The sequence below is a fragment of the Sphingobacterium sp. GVS05A genome, assembly GCF_019969845.1.
GTDB lineage: Bacteria > Bacteroidota > Bacteroidia > Sphingobacteriales > Sphingobacteriaceae > Sphingobacterium.
Map to the genome: position 1 here is coordinate 237,324 of NZ_JAHXYR010000006.1, position 16,192 is coordinate 253,515.

Here is a 16,192-nt window from a genome sequence, read left to right on the forward strand (position 1 = left end):
CAATAGCAATTAAAAATTTAGGAAGATGAAACAGGTATTTATTAATCTCGCTGTGGCGGATGTAAACAAATCAATGGATTTTTATACTCAATTGGGTTTTGAAGTAAATCTACAATTTTGTGATGATGATGCTAAATGTATGGTTTGGAGTGAACATATTTTTGTTATGATCATGACACATGATAAATTTAAATCCTTTACGAATAAGCCATTAGCCGATACAAAAAGTCATATCGCTGGACTATTTGCTCTTTCCGTGGAGAGTCTGGATCGGGTAAATGAAATTGTTGACAAAGGGCTGGCTGCAGGAGGAATAGAGCCAATGCCAATGATGGATCATGGTTTTATGCAGTTAAGAAAGGTCGAAGACTATGATGGCCATACCTGGGAGATATTCTATATGGACATGAGTAAATTTCCAGGCGCTTAACATTATACATACTAAAGCAAATTTTTTCGACCAGCCATCGTTCATCCATATTATCTGATCAATTGGTCTAATTGTATGGTTGAGGGCAATTACTCAAATTCATTTATAAATACAACATCTAACAATTATTGTAATAGATCGGTAAGTCTTTCTTTTAGTTGGAAATTCGGTGTCATATAATAAAACTCAAATTTTTTGCATATCGTATACTTCGATTGTTATCGATTAATTAGCATTGAAGTATACGATTTACAGTCTATATAAGCTTGTGTTATGGTAATGAACTAAATTGAATCATCAGATTAGGTTGATGTCCCTTTGGTTCGTTCAAATCGTGATTTTAGATATTGTCGCCGTGAACGCCGTAAACGTGATCTTTTAACAGGGTAGTGTCGATTTTTGGTGATATTATTAAAAATAAGTGCTACTATAAATAAAATCAGGCAGCCGGAGAGTACGGGACTCAATACATACCAATACCCTAAGGAAGAAATTTTGGTTCCGCTACTTACTGCGATTAGGGCTGTCGCTCCTCCCGGAGGGTGCAATGTGCGGGTATGTTGCATGCATACGATAGACAGGGCTACAGCAAAGGGGGCAGTGAGCCAGATGATATCAGGGAGTAGCTGTGCTACAGTAACTCCAGCTATTGCTGAAACCACATGACCACCGATTAAATTTCGAGGTTGCGCAAGTGGGCTTTGTATGGCTCCATAAACCAGAACAGAGGAGGCCCCAAATGATCCGATCAGAAACACATTCTCCAATGGTGGGAAATGAAGCGATTGAATAAAAGCGATGATAAATATGCCTATGAATGCACCGATAAAAGACCAAAAATGTTCCCAAGGATCTATTAACGTCTCCCGATAGATAACATATCTGTAAATACGGAGTTGCCGATGAAGTTGATTTTTCATGTTGATCTGAGCAAAAATAAGGAATTTTAAAAATTCCTTTTTAGATCATTTATATTAATCCTTGTGGTATTTATAAATAAGATAGGCTATAAATTGTTCTGCGTCCTATTTCGACCAATTTGTTGAGTTAACAATTTTGGTGTTTTCGAAGAAACCAATATTTGAATAATAATGTTGATGGTTCTCAGGAACTGGATGTTATAGATTAACTTAAACAAATTGAATATACATATGATAGTATTCTCCACCGACGAAAGGCATTTTGTTTCCTAATGTGAAACCAAGGCGTTCATAAAGCTTCTTGGCATTCGGATTATCTAGATCAACCAATAGTCCTATTTGTTTGAAACCTTGATTTTTGGCATATTTTATCGCATGTTTCAATAGCTCTGTTCCTAGCCCCTGACCTCTGGCAGCAGTGGATACAGCAACAGAATCTATATAAAATTCCTGTCCTGCTGTTTCCGGTTCTGGGATTAGGTCATTGGCGTATTGTTTTTGCATGAGTTCCAGGATTGGTTGCCGTAGCGTAATAAAATGATCTCCATCATATCCCGTCAATGATCCCATAATATTGCCTTCGGGATCTACAGCAACAAAAGTATTTTCATGGCTATATAGATTTTCGGTCTGTTGAAAAAGATCGGTTAAAAAACGTATTGCTTCTTTTTTGTCTTCTTTTTGTATAAAACGAAAGATGATATCTTCCATCGCCTGTAGCATGATTTCAGGGACAACTGCGGCATCATCTTGTTGTGCGGGTCTAATCGTCAAATGCATAACTCGTATTTTCTATTCATGGGCTAAGATAACAAAATGATCTGTTTTCTTTTTAAGCATTGCGAGCATAGCGTTCTTAAGTAGTATGAAAAAATAGAACGAATATGTATTGGTTTGCTTTGAATATGAATTGTTGTGTACTTATAATTTCATTTCTTATTACTTTTGAGTAAAGTTGTTCTTGTTTTTCAAATTGTGAATTTGAAGCAAAATGTAGACAGGATACCGCTATATATTATGATCAATAAATAATAAAATCTATACATGGTTCTTAAAGCTACAATTTCAGCCTTTGTTGTGACTCTTTTGGGATTATTGGCAATGTTGTTAACGCAAGATGCCGATATGAACTTGGTTTATGGGGCATTCTTTGTTTCGCCCTATTTTCTTTTAATTACCCTTATTTATTTTCATTTTAATAAGCTTCGAAAAAAATTAAAGGTATTTGACAAGCCCAGTATTGTCTTTGAGGGTATTTACAGTTTTTTATATTACTTTATATTTTCCATATTATTACCAGTGTTGCTTTTTGTCGGTACACTAGGCGACGAATATGAACACAAGATATATGCTGATCTGGGAGGAGTAATTTCTGAAATGTTCCCTTTGATTTTAATTTTGAGTATTTTTTTGAGTTTATTCAGTAGCATTATGTTCGTTTGGGGCTTAAGATCGTGGACAGCATTGATACTAATATTTTTGGGCTATATTTTAATCAGTGTGCTTGTGTCTATTTTTTCGACTGTTGGCCGTGAGGTTCGGGAAGCTGAACGGGAGCGGCGAGATCAGGCAGATAATTTAAAAGAGGGTCGATTTGAATGGGCTGGTGCAATGAGTAATCCCACAGGTTATCCGGTACAACTCTACAAAGGGATATTCATCTTTCCGAAAGATGAGGATTATGAGTTTACATTTAGTGAGGGAAATACGGTGAATTATCATGCAAAATGGGGAGAGGCGGGGGCCGAAACCTATAAAAGTATGATGTCATTGCCCAAAGCAATTGATGTTACTTGGTATTCGTTTTCAGAGAATGCGTTCTACCGATTCAATGACACAATAGATTACAACAAATTGCTTACACTTTTTAAACAGCCTTATGTAGAAAGAAGGGCAGCTAGTGATGTTGAGGAGCATTATAACAGGATTATTTTCGGGTTTGCACCCGGTGGAGGACTGGTGATATGGGCTGGAGGATCGGGGTATCGTCAGGTCGAAATAGGTCAGTATCAGGCGAAGAAAATTGATGTTGACCAGAAGGTTTCTGATAGTAAGGAAATGGTTTATGGTGATTTATTTAATCAGGAGTGGCGCAATAAGGTTTTGACAGATACAACGATCATTCCTTTGGCAATACAAATGGCAAAAAAAAATCAACCTGTTCCTGATGATTATTGGAATAAACTGAGGACAGCTTATATCTGGAACCCAAAGTTTGTGATCGCTCCAGAAATAAGAACGTATGATGTTATTTTTCAGTATTTTAATGCTGAACGTTTTGCTTTCGACGAAAGAACACAAAATATAACAGTTGAAAAGAGGGGAATTCCACAGCATATCTATATCAAATGGTATGATAAAAATAAAAACCGTTGCGCTGTAAATTTTGAATTTGATGAAACGGATATTTTTAAAAAATTCAAGGCTTTTTTTGATCGCGATAAAAATATAAAGGCTGAGATGGAAATTACCGTAGATACACAAAATGGTAGGGCGACAGCACAATTAAAAAATGCTGAACACCAGCTTTTACTTATGGAAACCAAAATCATAGCATATGGTGAGAAGTTTTGATCTTTAGCTAGACCAGTCGATGTTAAAAAGTCTTTTGCATTTTGTAATTGACAATTTCAACGGCTGACCGAACTTGCACCTGTCTGGCAATTGTTGTAAAACCATTACGTTCAAAAAAAGGTTTTGCGGTTTTACTGACATCCGCTGTTAGCGACTCCATATTTGAATATTTAGACTTATGCTCCAAGTGGTCATATAATCGTTGTGCAATGCCCTGTCGCTGAAAATCTTTGTGTACGTATAACATATCGATATAGTTGCCATGATCCAATGAAGCAAAACCAACGATTTCTTTGTCTATTTCTGCGACAATAAAATACTGGTTTTTGATTAAGTTATTCCAACGTTCAATGTTATTGATTGAAGATTTCCATACCTCGATTTGTTCTGCATTATAATCGGTCTGACATACTGAAGCAATTGTTCCCGCAAATAGTTCCTTTATTTGGGGCAATTCGCTTAATCTTCCTTTTCGTATTGATATCTCCATATACAAATATAAACACATTTGGATAATGGTATAAAAATAGATAGTACCGCCAATCCTAAAAATAAGAGTAATGAGCTAACAATTTTTTAACAAAAAGGGATTGATCTCTTATGTGGATAAATTGTATATTTACTACAGTGAATCGGGGCCTATACCCTCGCTTTATGAGTCTATATTAACCATTTTGCTAAATAATTAAAAAAGTCATTCCGATAACTATTGGGGAATCCAACTGTATTTGGGTAATGTCAGATTTTAATAGGGCTGATCTGGAAATTAAATCTATTATGAGTTGACCTGTTACTGTTAACCATTTTAATAAAAACTTGACCTTTTTAAAAATGAAAATTTATTTGTTCTGTATGTTATTCCTAGCTGTTCTGACGATAAAAAGTACGAATATAGCCGTTGGACAATCTATAGAAAAAATAGTGCATATTGAAGACCCTGTTCTTCAGTTGGAAGCTGCCCTCCAATTTCGGGCTAACTTTGGGAAGGATACTGTTGCATTGAAAAATGCACTGGATCCTATTTTAACGCTCGCTAATAAGACAAATAATAGTATACTAAAATGGGGATACTACATGCGTATGGCAGATGGGTACTCGATTGCGTTTGATCAAACTAATGCCGTTTCTGATCAATATTATCGGCTTGCGGAGCAATTACTTCAAAAGCATCATAATATTGAATTGGAAATGATTGGCTATGCAAGACAAGGCTACTATAACTATGTCTATCGGAAAGTGAAGGAAGCATTCCCATTCTTTTTGCGTGCAAATGATTTAAAATCCAAAATTGATATCAAAAAAATACCATTAGTAGTTAAGCATTACCAATTCATCGCGAATTTTTATAGTTATATTGGAGATCATAGTATTGCCGTTGATTACTTACAGGAAGCATTGCCTTTTTCGAAAGCAGCATCAAGAGAACGTGTGGATATAATCAATGCCATAGCAGTATATCTATCAAATGATTCGCTTAATCATCAAGCTGTTACTTATTTCAATCGAGCGATGTCGGAAGCGAAATTGGCTAAAGATTCGGTATGGATTGGCATTATTTCTGGTAATCTAGCCGATCAAGCCTGGAAAGCGGGCGATCGGCAAAAAGCAATTGCTTTAATTCAGAAGAACATCGATCTTTCTATGCGATTTGACGAACGAAAGGATGCCATGCGGGCAAATCTCAATCTGGCAAGCTGGTATATTGTACTTCAGGAATGGAAACTGGCCAAGCAACATGTCCTAACCAGCATAAGCCTGATGGAGGAAAAGCCCTATTTTCTGAAATATAAGATGGAGGCCTCAAAATTATTGTCTGATATTGCCCATGGTTTAAATCAAAAAGAGGAAGAACTCAAACAATTGCATGTCTACCTGATATTAAAAGATTCGTTAGAAAAAAGAATAAATGATAAAGAGATACAAACCTTTCTTTGGCAAAGGGAAACCGAGCGATATAATCGAGCGATTCAATCTACAGAGGAAAAAAGGCTTCACACCAAACGGACATATCAATTTATTGGGGTCTGTTTGATTTTGGTGTTTGCGATCGTATTGCTCTTAATCAACAGATCAAAGGCAAAAATTAAAATAAGAAATACTCTTCTTGAAAAAGACCGGCTCAAGCTAGGTTACGAGAGGCAATTACTCGATCAAGAGCTTTTGATTTTAAAAGATTCCCTTGGCGAATTTACCAATACGATCAAGCAAAATGACACAACTATTCAACAGCTCCGACAGGAGATTGTGAAGGTGTCAGCGCAAAATCCTGCTTACATGGCTCAGGTTTCCGATAGCTTAAATGCAATGTTGCAGACACATATCATGACCGATGAACGATGGCTAAAATTCAAGCATGTTTTTGACAAGGTCCATCCGGGTTATTTAGCACAAATGAAACAAAACTATTCAAAAATAACAGATAACGATCTGCGCATACTTGCTCTACAAAAATTGGATTTAAACAACAGTAGCATGAGTGAACTACTCTGTGTATCTACCGAAGCAATCAAAAAAGCAAAACAGCGTCTAAAGAAGAAAATGGAGTTACGAGATTAGGAGATGAATCCACATGAATTTAATGCTATGTACCTGATCAGGATGGGTAATAATACGGATTTGGTAGGTTAGGGATACAAATAGGGTAAAGAGTAATCAAGTTGGCTCTTTTTTAAGCCAACTTGATTATAGCTAGAATTCTAGGCGGCTGCAACAGCCATTAGAAATCTTATTTTGCGTTTTTCGCTGTAACATTAAGTTCAATGTCAACATTTTGTGCGATCATCCAATCTTGAGGATTGCCTTCGGTACCATATGTAAGTCCCCAATCTTGTCTTTGGATCGTAAATTTAGAGTAGAAAGTAACTTCTTCACCATTGAAAGTAATTTTAGCAGGAAATGTTACGTTTACTGTTTTGTCTTTGATTGTTAAGTTACCACTGACAGTGTTTGTAGCATCAGCAACAACGCTTTTTCCTTGAGCAGCATCAAATGGAGCGACTTTGGTGATTTCAAATTTAGCTGTAGGGTATTTCGCTGTATCAAAGAAGTCCGCACTTTTCAAGTGTGCATCCAAATCTGTTGATTTTTTACCACCTGCAGTAGTAGGGTCTACAGAAGCGCTGTCTGTTACAATTGAATTGACATCAATGGTGAAAGATCCACCGGTGATAGCATTGTTATCAGCAGAAAGTGTACCATCACTTTTTAAGACACCATATCTTGGATTCAAACCACCTTTGTGGTAACCTGTCCATTTTAATGTACTTTTGTCAGCCTCTACAGTATAAGTCTGTCCTTTTTGTTCAGTCACTTCTTGCGCTGATGTTGTTTTGGCTTTGTCTCCAGTTGCATTTTGACATGAAGCGAATAACAAAATAAGGGCTAAACCCGAGATTAATTGTTTTTTCATTTTTTAATCGTTTTATTTTTTAATAAGATGTTTGTATTGTTCTGTATCGTCGGCATCAATCATGCCATTTTAATTTATGAATACAAAGGTAGATGATAGATAGTTTATTTTTGGTATTAGTTTCCTTAAAGAAACTACTTTCCAAAAAGATAGTGCACTGTGACGCTGTAATTCAGTATTTTTGTAATCAATAGAAGGAGATCAAGTAAAATGAAAAAGGAAGCACTATCAAGTTCCTCCACCGGCTGTAAAACGCGGATATTGGCGATAAATGACAGCATGGAGATTTTGGCAGGTAAATGGAAATTCCACATTATAGGAACATTAATGTTGTTTGAAAAGCTACGTTTTATGGAATTGTTGCGGGAAGTTGATGGGATTGGGGCAAAGATGCTGTCCAAAGAGCTGCAAGATCTGGAAATGAACCATCTTATCAGAAGAACCGTCTTAAATACCAAGCCGCTTACTGTGGAGTATGAACTTACTGATTGTGGTAAAACATTAGGTCCCATTATTGATGAAATAGCTAAATGGGGTATCACTTACAGAAGCACACTTTATCAAAAAGACGGGACTAGCTCAGCTGCTATATAGGAGGTTTGTTCTTTATATTCGCTTATTTCCGACATTAGATCCGGTTTGTGTTAAAGTTCTAAGCGGTAGTACAATGAGTAGCCAGTTGTGCCGTCCAGCCAATGCACGAGTTCCCGGTGACTATATTCGAAACCTGCACGTAGGATCGCTTTTTTTGAAATCGTGTTGATTTCCCGATGACTGATGATGAGCCGTTTGATCTGCTGAGTATTGACCCAGGCCATTCTAATTTTGTACAGGAGACTTGAAAGCCCTTGTCCGCGATGTATAGGGCGAATAAAGGATTGTCCAAAATATGCTTCAGTATTGTTTAATAATAACATGCTGGTCATCCTGATTAGCTCGTCTTTTTTGAAAAGTCCAAAGACAATCCGAGCATATTTTATACGCTCTTGCCAGTCCAAATCGGAGAGATCGCTTTCTGCGGGATTGCTCCGTCGAAATAAGCTAGGCTCCGTTTGAATTGCTTCCAGACGAATCGATTTATAATATTCGAATTCGCTTTCCAATAACTGACGAATAGAATAGGAGTTAGACTCACGTGCTAATAGCTGAATAGACATGCACTAATTTCTAAATTATCGCAAAGCTAGTTATTTGTCAACACATTAATGATGTTTTTTCGATATTCCTGATCTTTTTCCCTTAATTCAAGAATTCTATTTTTTAGGTCAATATTCACATACCATTCCGCATAATTATCCTTTTCGTTTGTATCGTCGAAGAAAATTTTGGTTTTTATATACTCTTCGTCAAAATACTCTGGTTGGCCACTAAGTACAAATGCTGTGGAGCCTATAGCGTCAAGCATCCTGAAAGAGCTGGTCTCAGTTTTAAATAAGCTACTTAAAGCTTTGGCAAAATTATCACTCAATTCCCCAATGGAATAGAAGTTGATCCCTTCTCGATAAAATCTTTTCTTGTCTACTTCTGTGTTAACGATACCTAATTTCATATCGCGTCGAAATGAGATTTCTATACCGACTGTTTCTTTTCCCCAAAGACCCTTTGCCTGAATAATATGATTTAGGTTTTCATCATTCCAGTTTTTGGTTATCGTTAATTGCAGATCAACAAAGTCCTGGTCTTCACTGACGTCAATCTGCTTTAATTTATGTTGTCCTTTTAAGAAATTTAAAAAGCCCATATTGTGTTGTTAATAATAATTTGAGCCGATCTTAACAAATTATCTTGGTTGCATCTGGTCCAGCCAGATGGCTTTTTATTTGTCATTGTCATAACTCTGGCTAAGTAGAATAAAGATAGTAAAAGTTTTGATTCTATAGATGGCAGAATAGAAGACAATATATTTTTCAAGAATAATTAACGGCTTTTGTTAGGGGATGTATTTCCAATAAATTTGGCTAGAGGTTATTAGTCAGAATATTAGGTTAATACAAGTTTTTCAATCAAAAAGAATTAATTAAAGGAGATACTGATTCAATTGAACTATCTTTATAGCTTAACACTTGATCTGTCTAATATTAAGATCGCATTATTAAGAATATGAGCAAAGTAGAATTATTTGAGAATGAAAGAGCGAGCGGCTATGATCAATTTGTAGAAGCCTGGATTCCCAACTATCATTATTTTTTGGATTGTTTGCCTAAGCTGTTGACAGATACAGATCCCAATGATCTGCTGGTCATAGGCTGTGGAACTGGTAATGAGATACAGAAGCTTGTCGCAAAGGGCAAAACATGGAATATAACGGGGATAGATCCCTCCACAGAAATGATTCAACAGGCTCGGCAGAAACTTGATGGATATCCTAACGTTGTACTTGTTGAAGCTCTGATCCAGGATTTGAAAAACGATAAAAAATATGATGCGGCTACGTTATTGTTGGTTCTTCATTTTCTTGAAGATAATGGAACTAAGTTAGAATTGCTGAAAGAAATTGGAAAAAGACTGGTTTTAGGAGCACCACTTGTAATGCTGGATATCACAGGAAATAGCGGCATGATTAAAGAAAATCTGAAAATTCTAAGACTTCTATTGTCCGATAACATACCCGAAGAGCAGGTCAGTCTTCGATTAAATAGGATAGAGAACGAACTTTTTCATGTGTCTGAAGATCGGCTTGCAGCGTTATGTGTTGAAGCGGGATTTGAGGTTCCGATACGTTTTTTTCAATCAACAATTTATATGGGCTGGATGACAAAGAAAAGATAGGTTTTCAATATGTGAATGGTAAAGAAGCTTTTCAAAAAGTGAGCCATTGGGAATTGGATATTTGAAAAGAGATTTTGGAAGATAGGAGTAAAATAAAAAAATAGGGATGTCCGTTGTGGACACCCCTTTTAACCTTAGTTTTTATGAAAGAGATGATCGTCGGGTATGTCGATAATTTTGGAACCGTTAACACGATATTGAAGTTTCAAGGTAAAACCACCTCCCGCTTCTATGAAATCGATGCTAATCGGATGATATCCTTTTTCTAAAGCAATCTGTCCACTTTTCATGATTGGGGCATGTTGTCCGTCGTTGTCTACGACCACCTGATCATGTATGCGCAAAACTCCACCATCATCGCAAGTGAAATAGAAATTATAGATCCCCTTTTCTTTCACATATAGATAACCCTTAATTTTTGCGCCAAATGAAGGCATTTTAATCGTATCGCTCAAATGGATATCCTTAATAATCTCCTGGCGTACCGCTTTGCCTGTTATTGCAGCTGTGTTTGCAAATGTTCCATTAAATAGCGTTGCGGTCAATCCTGCACGCATATTCTTTACATCTTCGGTAATACCTTTTTTCCAGGTATCTCTCTTGAAATTCACTTGGTACAATTCGCTCTTTGCTCCTGAAGAAGATATCGTTGCGAAACGTATGGCTCCTTCGTTTTTGACAATAAGTGAATCGCTTAGTACTGGGCTTTTCTGAGTTGGTAGACTACCATCGGTGGTATAATGTATTGCATTTTCTGGAAGTTCATTCTCAATTTTCAGCATGGATTGCCCGTTAATGATAACCTGATTATCGGCAAAGCCATTTAAATCTGGCATACGGTAATGTAGCCCCATTTTGTTCCAGATCCCAAAGTGAGCGATTAATCTATTTCTATAGCTCTCATATAATGATTTATTGGTCCAGACTCGCTCTGCCAATGCGCTCAATCTTGGTAGAATCATAAATTCTAACCGGGCTGTTGATGGGATCATTTCTGTCCATATGTTTGCCTGCGCGCCCTGAACTAAATTTGATTTGTTACTCGGGATATCGGATGGTATGACAGACATATTATACACCGCATCCAAGCTGCTACTATTGGGAAGGTAGTCAAAATACAAAGGATTGGTAGGTGTCATGATGAGACGATGACCACGATTGACTGCCTCACGAGGTGCATTTTTTACCCATCCCCGCCAATACATAACTGTCATCGATGTATCCGAACCACCATCAAGTATTTCATCCCAACCGATGCTGCGTTTGTTTTTCGAACGTATGAAGTTATTAACACGTTTTACAAAATAGCTTTGTAAGTCATGTAGATTGGCTATGCCTTTCTCCTTCATAAATGCTGTGGCTATAGCTGAATTTGACCAGGAATCTTTTTCCACTTCGTCGGCACCAATATGAATATAAGTAGAAGGGAAAAGCTCGATAACCTCGCTAAGTACATTTTCTATAAATGTATAACTACTTTCTTTCCATGGACTGATTGGTACCGAGAACTGTTTTCCCCAGCCTGCGGTTTCACTGTCTAGGAGTAGCTCGGGATAAGCTTTGGTCGCGATCATCATGTGTCCGGGCATATCTATCTCAGGTATAATCTCGATATGTCTGCTCGATGCATAGGCGACGATATCTCTGATATCCTGTTGTGTGTAAAATCCACCATACTCTTCTCGTCCATTATTGATGCGTTTGTGTTCGCTGGGTAGATTGAAGTCGGGATTGTCTTTTGCTTTGGCAAGACATGCTGAATCTTGGTTGTTATAGGTTCTCCACGCACCTTGTGAAGTAAGTTTTGGATATTTTTTGATCTCGATACGCCAACCTTGATCATCTGTGAGATGCAAGTGAAGCTTATTGAATTTATAGGACGACAAGAGATCGATAAACTTGTATAAATAATCTTTTGAGAAGAAGTGCCGCGCTACATCTAGTTCCACACCGCGCCACTGAAACGCTGGCTGATCCTTAATTGATAGATAGGGCAAATGAATACTCCCCGCGGGTTTTGCAAGAAGATACAGTTGTTGTATTGTTTGCAGTCCGTAAAATAGCCCCTGATCCGAAGAAGCAGAAATCTGAATTCCTTTTTTATCAATCGTTAATTCATAACCTTCCTTGGAAAGACTACTTTTTTTTATCAATCGTAGTGTTGCATTGGCATGTGTCACCTTCTTTTTAGTGATGTCCCCGAATAACGATTGACGTACCCATTGGTCTAGAGCGTTTGAGGAGATGTTGGAATCAATCGTATAAGAGAATTCTCCCTTGGCTATTTGAAAGAAACCCGTAGATGATTCCAGTTGTTTGGGAAAAGGGATCAGCTGGGGGATATGATTTTTTTCTTGCGCATAACTTGTACTGGGCCAATAGAAAGCAGACAATAGCAGGAGCAGTGAAATAGCTTTAGACATAAAGTTTTTTTGTGATTTCTTAATAATTATGTGTTTAAGAGCTTGCCAAATAGAATTTGTCGGTTTAGCATGAAAAACTCGGAACCAATATAGAAATATTTTGTGTAAACGGAGGTAATAAAAAAATGTATACTAGTGGCACTGTTATCTGGTAGCACAGCTATGGAGCCTATACACATGCCGATTTGTTTTTTTGAACAGAAGGCATCGTTAGGACAAGGGGTGAGGGAAGACTTTGTGTTGATTTAATTTTGGGATGATTGAAACTAATTTCCAGCTATCTTTTTAAATAAACCGGGATAGTTTAGGACCAGTCCGTTCTCTTCCACCTGAATACGAGCTGTAAAATCACTGACTATATTTTCATACAGATATTCGTGTAAATCTGTCCTTGTATAACGTTGCCGGACAGGTGTGATGTCGTTGTTTATTAGGTCGATATAGATGATATCTATTTCTTTTGAATCACCAATTATAAGCTGTAGATTGTTTATTGGTAGCGTGTTTGTAAAGGGTGTTAAGGAGATATCTATATATTGAAAACCCATAAAGTCCGGATTGTCAAAATGATTGATTTCCCAGTTGGTAGCTGTTTTTTTTCCAGTTAGGGTGTTTTTGGTCATATCGACCTCGGAATCAATAAGAAATTCCTCGATCTCCCACTGTTTGTTTATAATCAGTTGATAGGAGACCGAATAAATTTTTTTCCGATAGGAACCTATAATTTTTGATACTACAACATAATGGTCATTATTTTCCTGTATGTTGAAATACTCCAGGGAATGGAAAGCGACTCCCTGCCATAATACTGTTTTCATCTGATCGCTGTATTGGTAATTATTTAATGGGCAACAGATGTTGTCGTTGTTCGAATTCTATTTTCTTTCTATTGACGATATCTGATTATCATCTTTCATTTTGACAACTTCTGGGCGGGCTAAAGTGACCTTTTCTGAATAACTATCGCTGCGTTGTTCCCTCAATTTGCGAAGACCTTTCGTTCCCTCTGCTTCATAGTCGTTGACGTCGAAAGTAATGGAATCCGTTGTGACATTGGCAACGCGGTATAACGTGTACATGGACTTCCCATTTTCTTTCCGTTTGATTTCATATACATCACCAGCAGCCGGATTTTCCAGGTATTTTTTTGTTTTAATGGATCCGGATATTCCAGCTGCGGCCGCAGATCCGAAGAAAAGACCGATTAGTATTAATCCAGAAAAATATCCAACGGGTGTCTTCGGCATACCGCTTGAACGGATTGTTGCAAGGGTTTGGGGATCAATTTCACGTTGGTAATTTACTTTTTTACAATGATTACATACACTAATAATCTCTGTACTGTATGGAAAAATGGGGATCCAGAAGATATGAAAGTATTTTACCTGTTTGTAGGCATATAAGGATCCGACTGTGTTGCAATAATTGCAAGTTCCAACAGCTGTATTGGAGCTGTTTTGTAATAACTTTGTTCTTGTTCCGAAAATAATCATAATCAAGGTTTAAATATGCTGCTTCTATATTTGCTTTGAACCTCTAGCTTACTTAGTATAATTCGCTAATTGGTTAATTGATTTTTTTCAAAAATTATGCCATTATATTGGCTCTTCGTGTGATTGATTGATGCAGGAAGGTTTTTCACGTCAAAAAACCGCGTTTCCGGCAAGTGAGTCCGAGTGTTTGGCCTATTTTCAGTAACTATTCGAGAGCCATTCCGGCATGATTCGAGCTTTAAACATACCTGAGAGCACATGTTAGGGTAGTCTGACCATCATATGAACGTGGTTTTAGCGAGTATAACACGGACTCACCACGGACTCACTACGGACTCACTACGGAAACATCACGGATTCATCCTGACGTTGTCCCGACTGAGGGGCGCAGTAGGCTGGGATAGGGTGCATAGCGAAATGGCATAAAAACAGTCTTAGATCATAAACGAAGGTAGATTGCGGACTGTTTTTATGCCATTTCGTTCAAAAAACGATAGTTATGTTGGACTATACTAAAAGTTCTGTGAATCGGCAGAAGGTCCGTAACTTGACGGTAAGGGGATATTATTCAGTCTATAGTAAACACCTAATTGTGCCCTGTGATGTGTGATCTGATTTAAAGAATGACGGATTGCTTCATATTTTGTCCAGCTTGCGAGTTTTTGACCAGCACTTTTGATGGTCCAAACTGGATTTAAATCATCTTCGGTAGCATTTTCTAAGGCTATTTTTCCTGCTTCATAATCTTGATCTAGTTTCTGGAGTAAGTCTTCCCGCGTTGATAGAATGGTGGGCTTGTAGCCACCATCGGCAAAATCCAGTTCAGATGTTTTCAAAATTGTACTTGGCCATTCAAATACCTCCACGAGATGCGTTGCAAGAGGCATGATTTTCATACTTTTTTCATGTGGGGCATAGTCATTTTTGCCTTCTGGAAAAAGTTCGATAAAATTTTTAGTGATCTGGTACTCATTTTCAAGTTCAGATTTTAGTTGTTGAAGTGTGTTCATCTTGTTTTGGAATATATTAGTTTAATATTTTTTGATACATGCCCCTGTTTTTCTACCCATCCTTTTGAACAAATGATAGGTCGTTCTGTTTTTTTTATCCTACGTCAAAGATAAGTTTGGATATTGACAGCTATGTGTCAGTATGGATTTGAATATGAAGATTTTTATAATAAAAAAACCGCTTGAAGCGGGGAACTTCAAGCGGTTTAACCTAACCAATTATTAACCTAAATTATGAGTTTTACATAATGCGATTTCTGTGCCAAAGATGATTTTTGACAGGTACTGCAACGTAACAAATCTGTTGTCTCTGATTTTAAATGGATAATAGCAGACTTTGGGTGGTATAGCCAGTGTGATATAGTCATTATTTTCATTTTTTAGAACACAAAAAAAATAAGGCGAGAATATTGAAAAACGTGTTGTATAAATGTAAATCGTATTGTTTTTTATATTGTTTTCAATAAAATTTATTGTTTTATCAACCTGTTGTTGTGTTTTATATTGTTTATAGCGAATATTGTTGTAGCGTTTTTTGTCTTTCCATATCATCATATTTACATATAGAAGAAAATGGATATGAAGGTAGGAGAATGGGCATCATGTAATAAACCAAAATAAATATAAAAAAATGAAAAAATTAGTATTGTTAATGACTGCAGTTATTTTTATGATAACTGGCGCTTTTGCTCAGATTCACAAACCGGTAAAATGGACTGTAGCTAGCAAAAAGCTGAACAGCAAAGAGGCAGTCGTCTATGTAAAAGCTACCATTCAAAATGGCTGGCATATTTATTCGCAAAATGTAAAGGATGGCGGACCTATTCCGACTTCTTTCACATTTGCTAATGCGACTGATTATGTATTGGCAGGAAAAACTGCTGAGCCAAAACCGAAAGTAAAACACGAGGAGGTTTTTAAAATGGATGTAGGATATTTTACAAATGAGGTGATCTTCCAACAAAAGGTGACTTTGAAAAAAGGAACAGCAACTGTGAAAGGTAGTGTGGAATGGCAAGCATGTGATGCATCACAATGTCTTCCTCCAGATGAATATGCTTTTGCAGTAACGATCAAATAACAAAATCTTATTTTGGATCTTATGAAAAATCCCATTTATAACGCTATAGATGGGGTTTTTTTATAATTATTAATTTTTTTCAA

16 protein-coding genes are annotated in these 16,192 nt (G+C 36.9%); 6 read left to right on the forward strand and 10 right to left on the reverse strand.

The genetic code is table 11. The features are described 5' to 3' along the window. The first annotated feature begins 25 nt into the window (after positions 1 to 25). Entirely contained in the window at positions 26 to 430 is a 405-nt protein-coding gene (locus tag LC454_RS16500; protein ID WP_223583574.1) for a VOC family protein, read from the forward strand. 302 nt (positions 431 to 732) lie between these two features. Here LC454_RS16500 and LC454_RS16505 read toward each other — a convergent pair whose 3' ends face one another. Both LC454_RS16505 and LC454_RS16510 read right to left on the reverse strand, forming a co-directional pair. Next, positions 733 to 1,350 (reverse strand): HPP family protein, encoded by a 618-nt coding sequence (locus LC454_RS16505; RefSeq protein WP_223583575.1) that lies wholly within the window; start codon positions 1,348 to 1,350, stop codon positions 733 to 735. A gap of 210 nt (positions 1,351 to 1,560) precedes the next feature. Next, entirely contained in the window at positions 1,561 to 2,130 is a 570-nt protein-coding gene (locus tag LC454_RS16510) for a GNAT family N-acetyltransferase (protein ID WP_223583576.1), read from the reverse strand. A 264-nt stretch (positions 2,131 to 2,394) separates the two neighbouring features. Between LC454_RS16510 and LC454_RS16515 the strand changes: the two genes are divergently transcribed. Continuing rightward, a complete protein-coding gene (locus tag LC454_RS16515) occupies positions 2,395 to 3,924 on the forward strand; it encodes a DUF2931 family protein (RefSeq protein ID WP_223583577.1) in 1,530 nt (509 codons plus the stop codon). 22 nt (positions 3,925 to 3,946) lie between these two features. Here LC454_RS16515 and LC454_RS16520 read toward each other — a convergent pair whose 3' ends face one another. Next, positions 3,947 to 4,414 carry a GNAT family N-acetyltransferase gene (locus LC454_RS16520; protein ID WP_223583578.1) on the reverse strand — a complete coding sequence of 156 codons (468 nt, stop codon included), beginning with the start codon at positions 4,412 to 4,414 and terminating at the stop codon, positions 3,947 to 3,949. Between the two features lie 341 nt (positions 4,415 to 4,755). Here LC454_RS16520 and LC454_RS16525 point away from each other — a divergent pair, with 341 nt between their 5' ends. After that, a complete protein-coding gene (locus LC454_RS16525; protein WP_223583579.1) occupies positions 4,756 to 6,480 on the forward strand; it encodes a tetratricopeptide repeat protein in 1,725 nt (574 codons plus the stop codon). Positions 6,481 to 6,649: 169 nt separating this feature from the next. On the opposite strand, the gene LC454_RS16530 is transcribed toward LC454_RS16525, so the two are convergent. After that, positions 6,650 to 7,333 (reverse strand): YceI family protein, encoded by a 684-nt coding sequence (locus tag LC454_RS16530; RefSeq protein WP_223583580.1) that lies wholly within the window; start codon positions 7,331 to 7,333, stop codon positions 6,650 to 6,652. A 210-nt stretch (positions 7,334 to 7,543) separates the two neighbouring features. Here LC454_RS16530 and LC454_RS16535 point away from each other — a divergent pair, with 210 nt between their 5' ends. Further along, positions 7,544 to 7,927: a winged helix-turn-helix transcriptional regulator gene (locus tag LC454_RS16535; protein WP_120258965.1), complete on the forward strand. Its 384-nt coding sequence runs from the start codon at positions 7,544 to 7,546 to the stop codon at positions 7,925 to 7,927. Between the two features lie 50 nt (positions 7,928 to 7,977). Here the strand turns inward: LC454_RS16535 and LC454_RS16540 are convergent, their stop codons facing one another. Together LC454_RS16540 and LC454_RS16545 are read right to left on the reverse strand one after the other, a co-directional pair. Beyond that, complete coding sequence (locus tag LC454_RS16540; RefSeq protein ID WP_223583581.1) at positions 7,978 to 8,490, reverse strand: GNAT family N-acetyltransferase; 513 nt, start codon at positions 8,488 to 8,490, stop codon at positions 7,978 to 7,980. 26 nt (positions 8,491 to 8,516) lie between these two features. After that, a complete protein-coding gene (locus tag LC454_RS16545; RefSeq protein ID WP_223583582.1) occupies positions 8,517 to 9,074 on the reverse strand; it encodes a hypothetical protein in 558 nt (185 codons plus the stop codon). A 359-nt stretch (positions 9,075 to 9,433) separates the two neighbouring features. On the opposite strand from LC454_RS16545, the gene LC454_RS16550 reads away from it, so the two are divergent. Next, a complete protein-coding gene (locus LC454_RS16550; RefSeq protein WP_223583583.1) occupies positions 9,434 to 10,102 on the forward strand; it encodes a class I SAM-dependent methyltransferase in 669 nt (222 codons plus the stop codon). Positions 10,103 to 10,236: 134 nt separating this feature from the next. Here LC454_RS16550 and LC454_RS16555 read toward each other — a convergent pair whose 3' ends face one another. From LC454_RS16555 to LC454_RS16570, 4 genes are all read right to left on the reverse strand, one after another. Then, entirely contained in the window at positions 10,237 to 12,525 is a 2,289-nt protein-coding gene (locus LC454_RS16555) for a family 20 glycosylhydrolase (protein WP_223583584.1), read from the reverse strand. A 266-nt stretch (positions 12,526 to 12,791) separates the two neighbouring features. Beyond that, entirely contained in the window at positions 12,792 to 13,343 is a 552-nt protein-coding gene (locus tag LC454_RS16560) for a putative glycolipid-binding domain-containing protein (protein ID WP_223583585.1), read from the reverse strand. Between the two features lie 57 nt (positions 13,344 to 13,400). Then, the gene (locus LC454_RS16565) at positions 13,401 to 14,018 is read right to left on the reverse strand and encodes a zinc-ribbon domain-containing protein (RefSeq protein ID WP_223583586.1); all 618 of its coding nucleotides are present in this window, start codon (positions 14,016 to 14,018) and stop codon (positions 13,401 to 13,403) included. A 512-nt stretch (positions 14,019 to 14,530) separates the two neighbouring features. Continuing rightward, positions 14,531 to 15,028, reverse strand: a complete 498-nt coding sequence (locus tag LC454_RS16570; RefSeq protein ID WP_223583587.1) for a DinB family protein — start codon at positions 15,026 to 15,028, stop codon at positions 14,531 to 14,533. Between the two features lie 631 nt (positions 15,029 to 15,659). Between LC454_RS16570 and LC454_RS16575 the strand changes: the two genes are divergently transcribed. Further along, positions 15,660 to 16,109 carry a protein-disulfide reductase DsbD N-terminal domain-containing protein gene (locus LC454_RS16575; RefSeq protein WP_223583588.1) on the forward strand — a complete coding sequence of 150 codons (450 nt, stop codon included), beginning with the start codon at positions 15,660 to 15,662 and terminating at the stop codon, positions 16,107 to 16,109. The last annotated feature ends 83 nt before the right edge of the window (positions 16,110 to 16,192 follow it).

Coding starts and splice junctions, on each gene's coding strand:
- LC454_RS16545 (WP_223583582.1), bottom strand. CDS start 9,074: ATGGGCTTTTTAAATTTCTTAAAAGGACAACATAAATTAAAGCAGATT.
- LC454_RS16560 (WP_223583585.1), bottom strand. CDS start 13,343: ATGAAAACAGTATTATGGCAGGGAGTCGCTTTCCATTCCCTGGAGTAT.
- LC454_RS16520 (WP_223583578.1), bottom strand. CDS start 4,414: ATGGAGATATCAATACGAAAAGGAAGATTAAGCGAATTGCCCCAAATA.
- LC454_RS16570 (WP_223583587.1), bottom strand. CDS start 15,028: ATGAACACACTTCAACAACTAAAATCTGAACTTGAAAATGAGTACCAG.
- LC454_RS16515 (WP_223583577.1), top strand. CDS start 2,395: ATGGTTCTTAAAGCTACAATTTCAGCCTTTGTTGTGACTCTTTTGGGA.
- LC454_RS16550 (WP_223583583.1), top strand. CDS start 9,434: ATGAGCAAAGTAGAATTATTTGAGAATGAAAGAGCGAGCGGCTATGAT.
- LC454_RS16535 (WP_120258965.1), top strand. CDS start 7,544: ATGAAAAAGGAAGCACTATCAAGTTCCTCCACCGGCTGTAAAACGCGG.
- LC454_RS16510 (WP_223583576.1), bottom strand. CDS start 2,130: ATGCATTTGACGATTAGACCCGCACAACAAGATGATGCCGCAGTTGTC.
- LC454_RS16575 (WP_223583588.1), top strand. CDS start 15,660: ATGAAAAAATTAGTATTGTTAATGACTGCAGTTATTTTTATGATAACT.
- LC454_RS16565 (WP_223583586.1), bottom strand. CDS start 14,018: ATGATTATTTTCGGAACAAGAACAAAGTTATTACAAAACAGCTCCAAT.
- LC454_RS16555 (WP_223583584.1), bottom strand. CDS start 12,525: ATGTCTAAAGCTATTTCACTGCTCCTGCTATTGTCTGCTTTCTATTGG.
- LC454_RS16505 (WP_223583575.1), bottom strand. CDS start 1,350: ATGAAAAATCAACTTCATCGGCAACTCCGTATTTACAGATATGTTATC.
- LC454_RS16530 (WP_223583580.1), bottom strand. CDS start 7,333: ATGAAAAAACAATTAATCTCGGGTTTAGCCCTTATTTTGTTATTCGCT.
- LC454_RS16540 (WP_223583581.1), bottom strand. CDS start 8,490: ATGTCTATTCAGCTATTAGCACGTGAGTCTAACTCCTATTCTATTCGT.
- LC454_RS16525 (WP_223583579.1), top strand. CDS start 4,756: ATGAAAATTTATTTGTTCTGTATGTTATTCCTAGCTGTTCTGACGATA.
- LC454_RS16500 (WP_223583574.1), top strand. CDS start 26: ATGAAACAGGTATTTATTAATCTCGCTGTGGCGGATGTAAACAAATCA.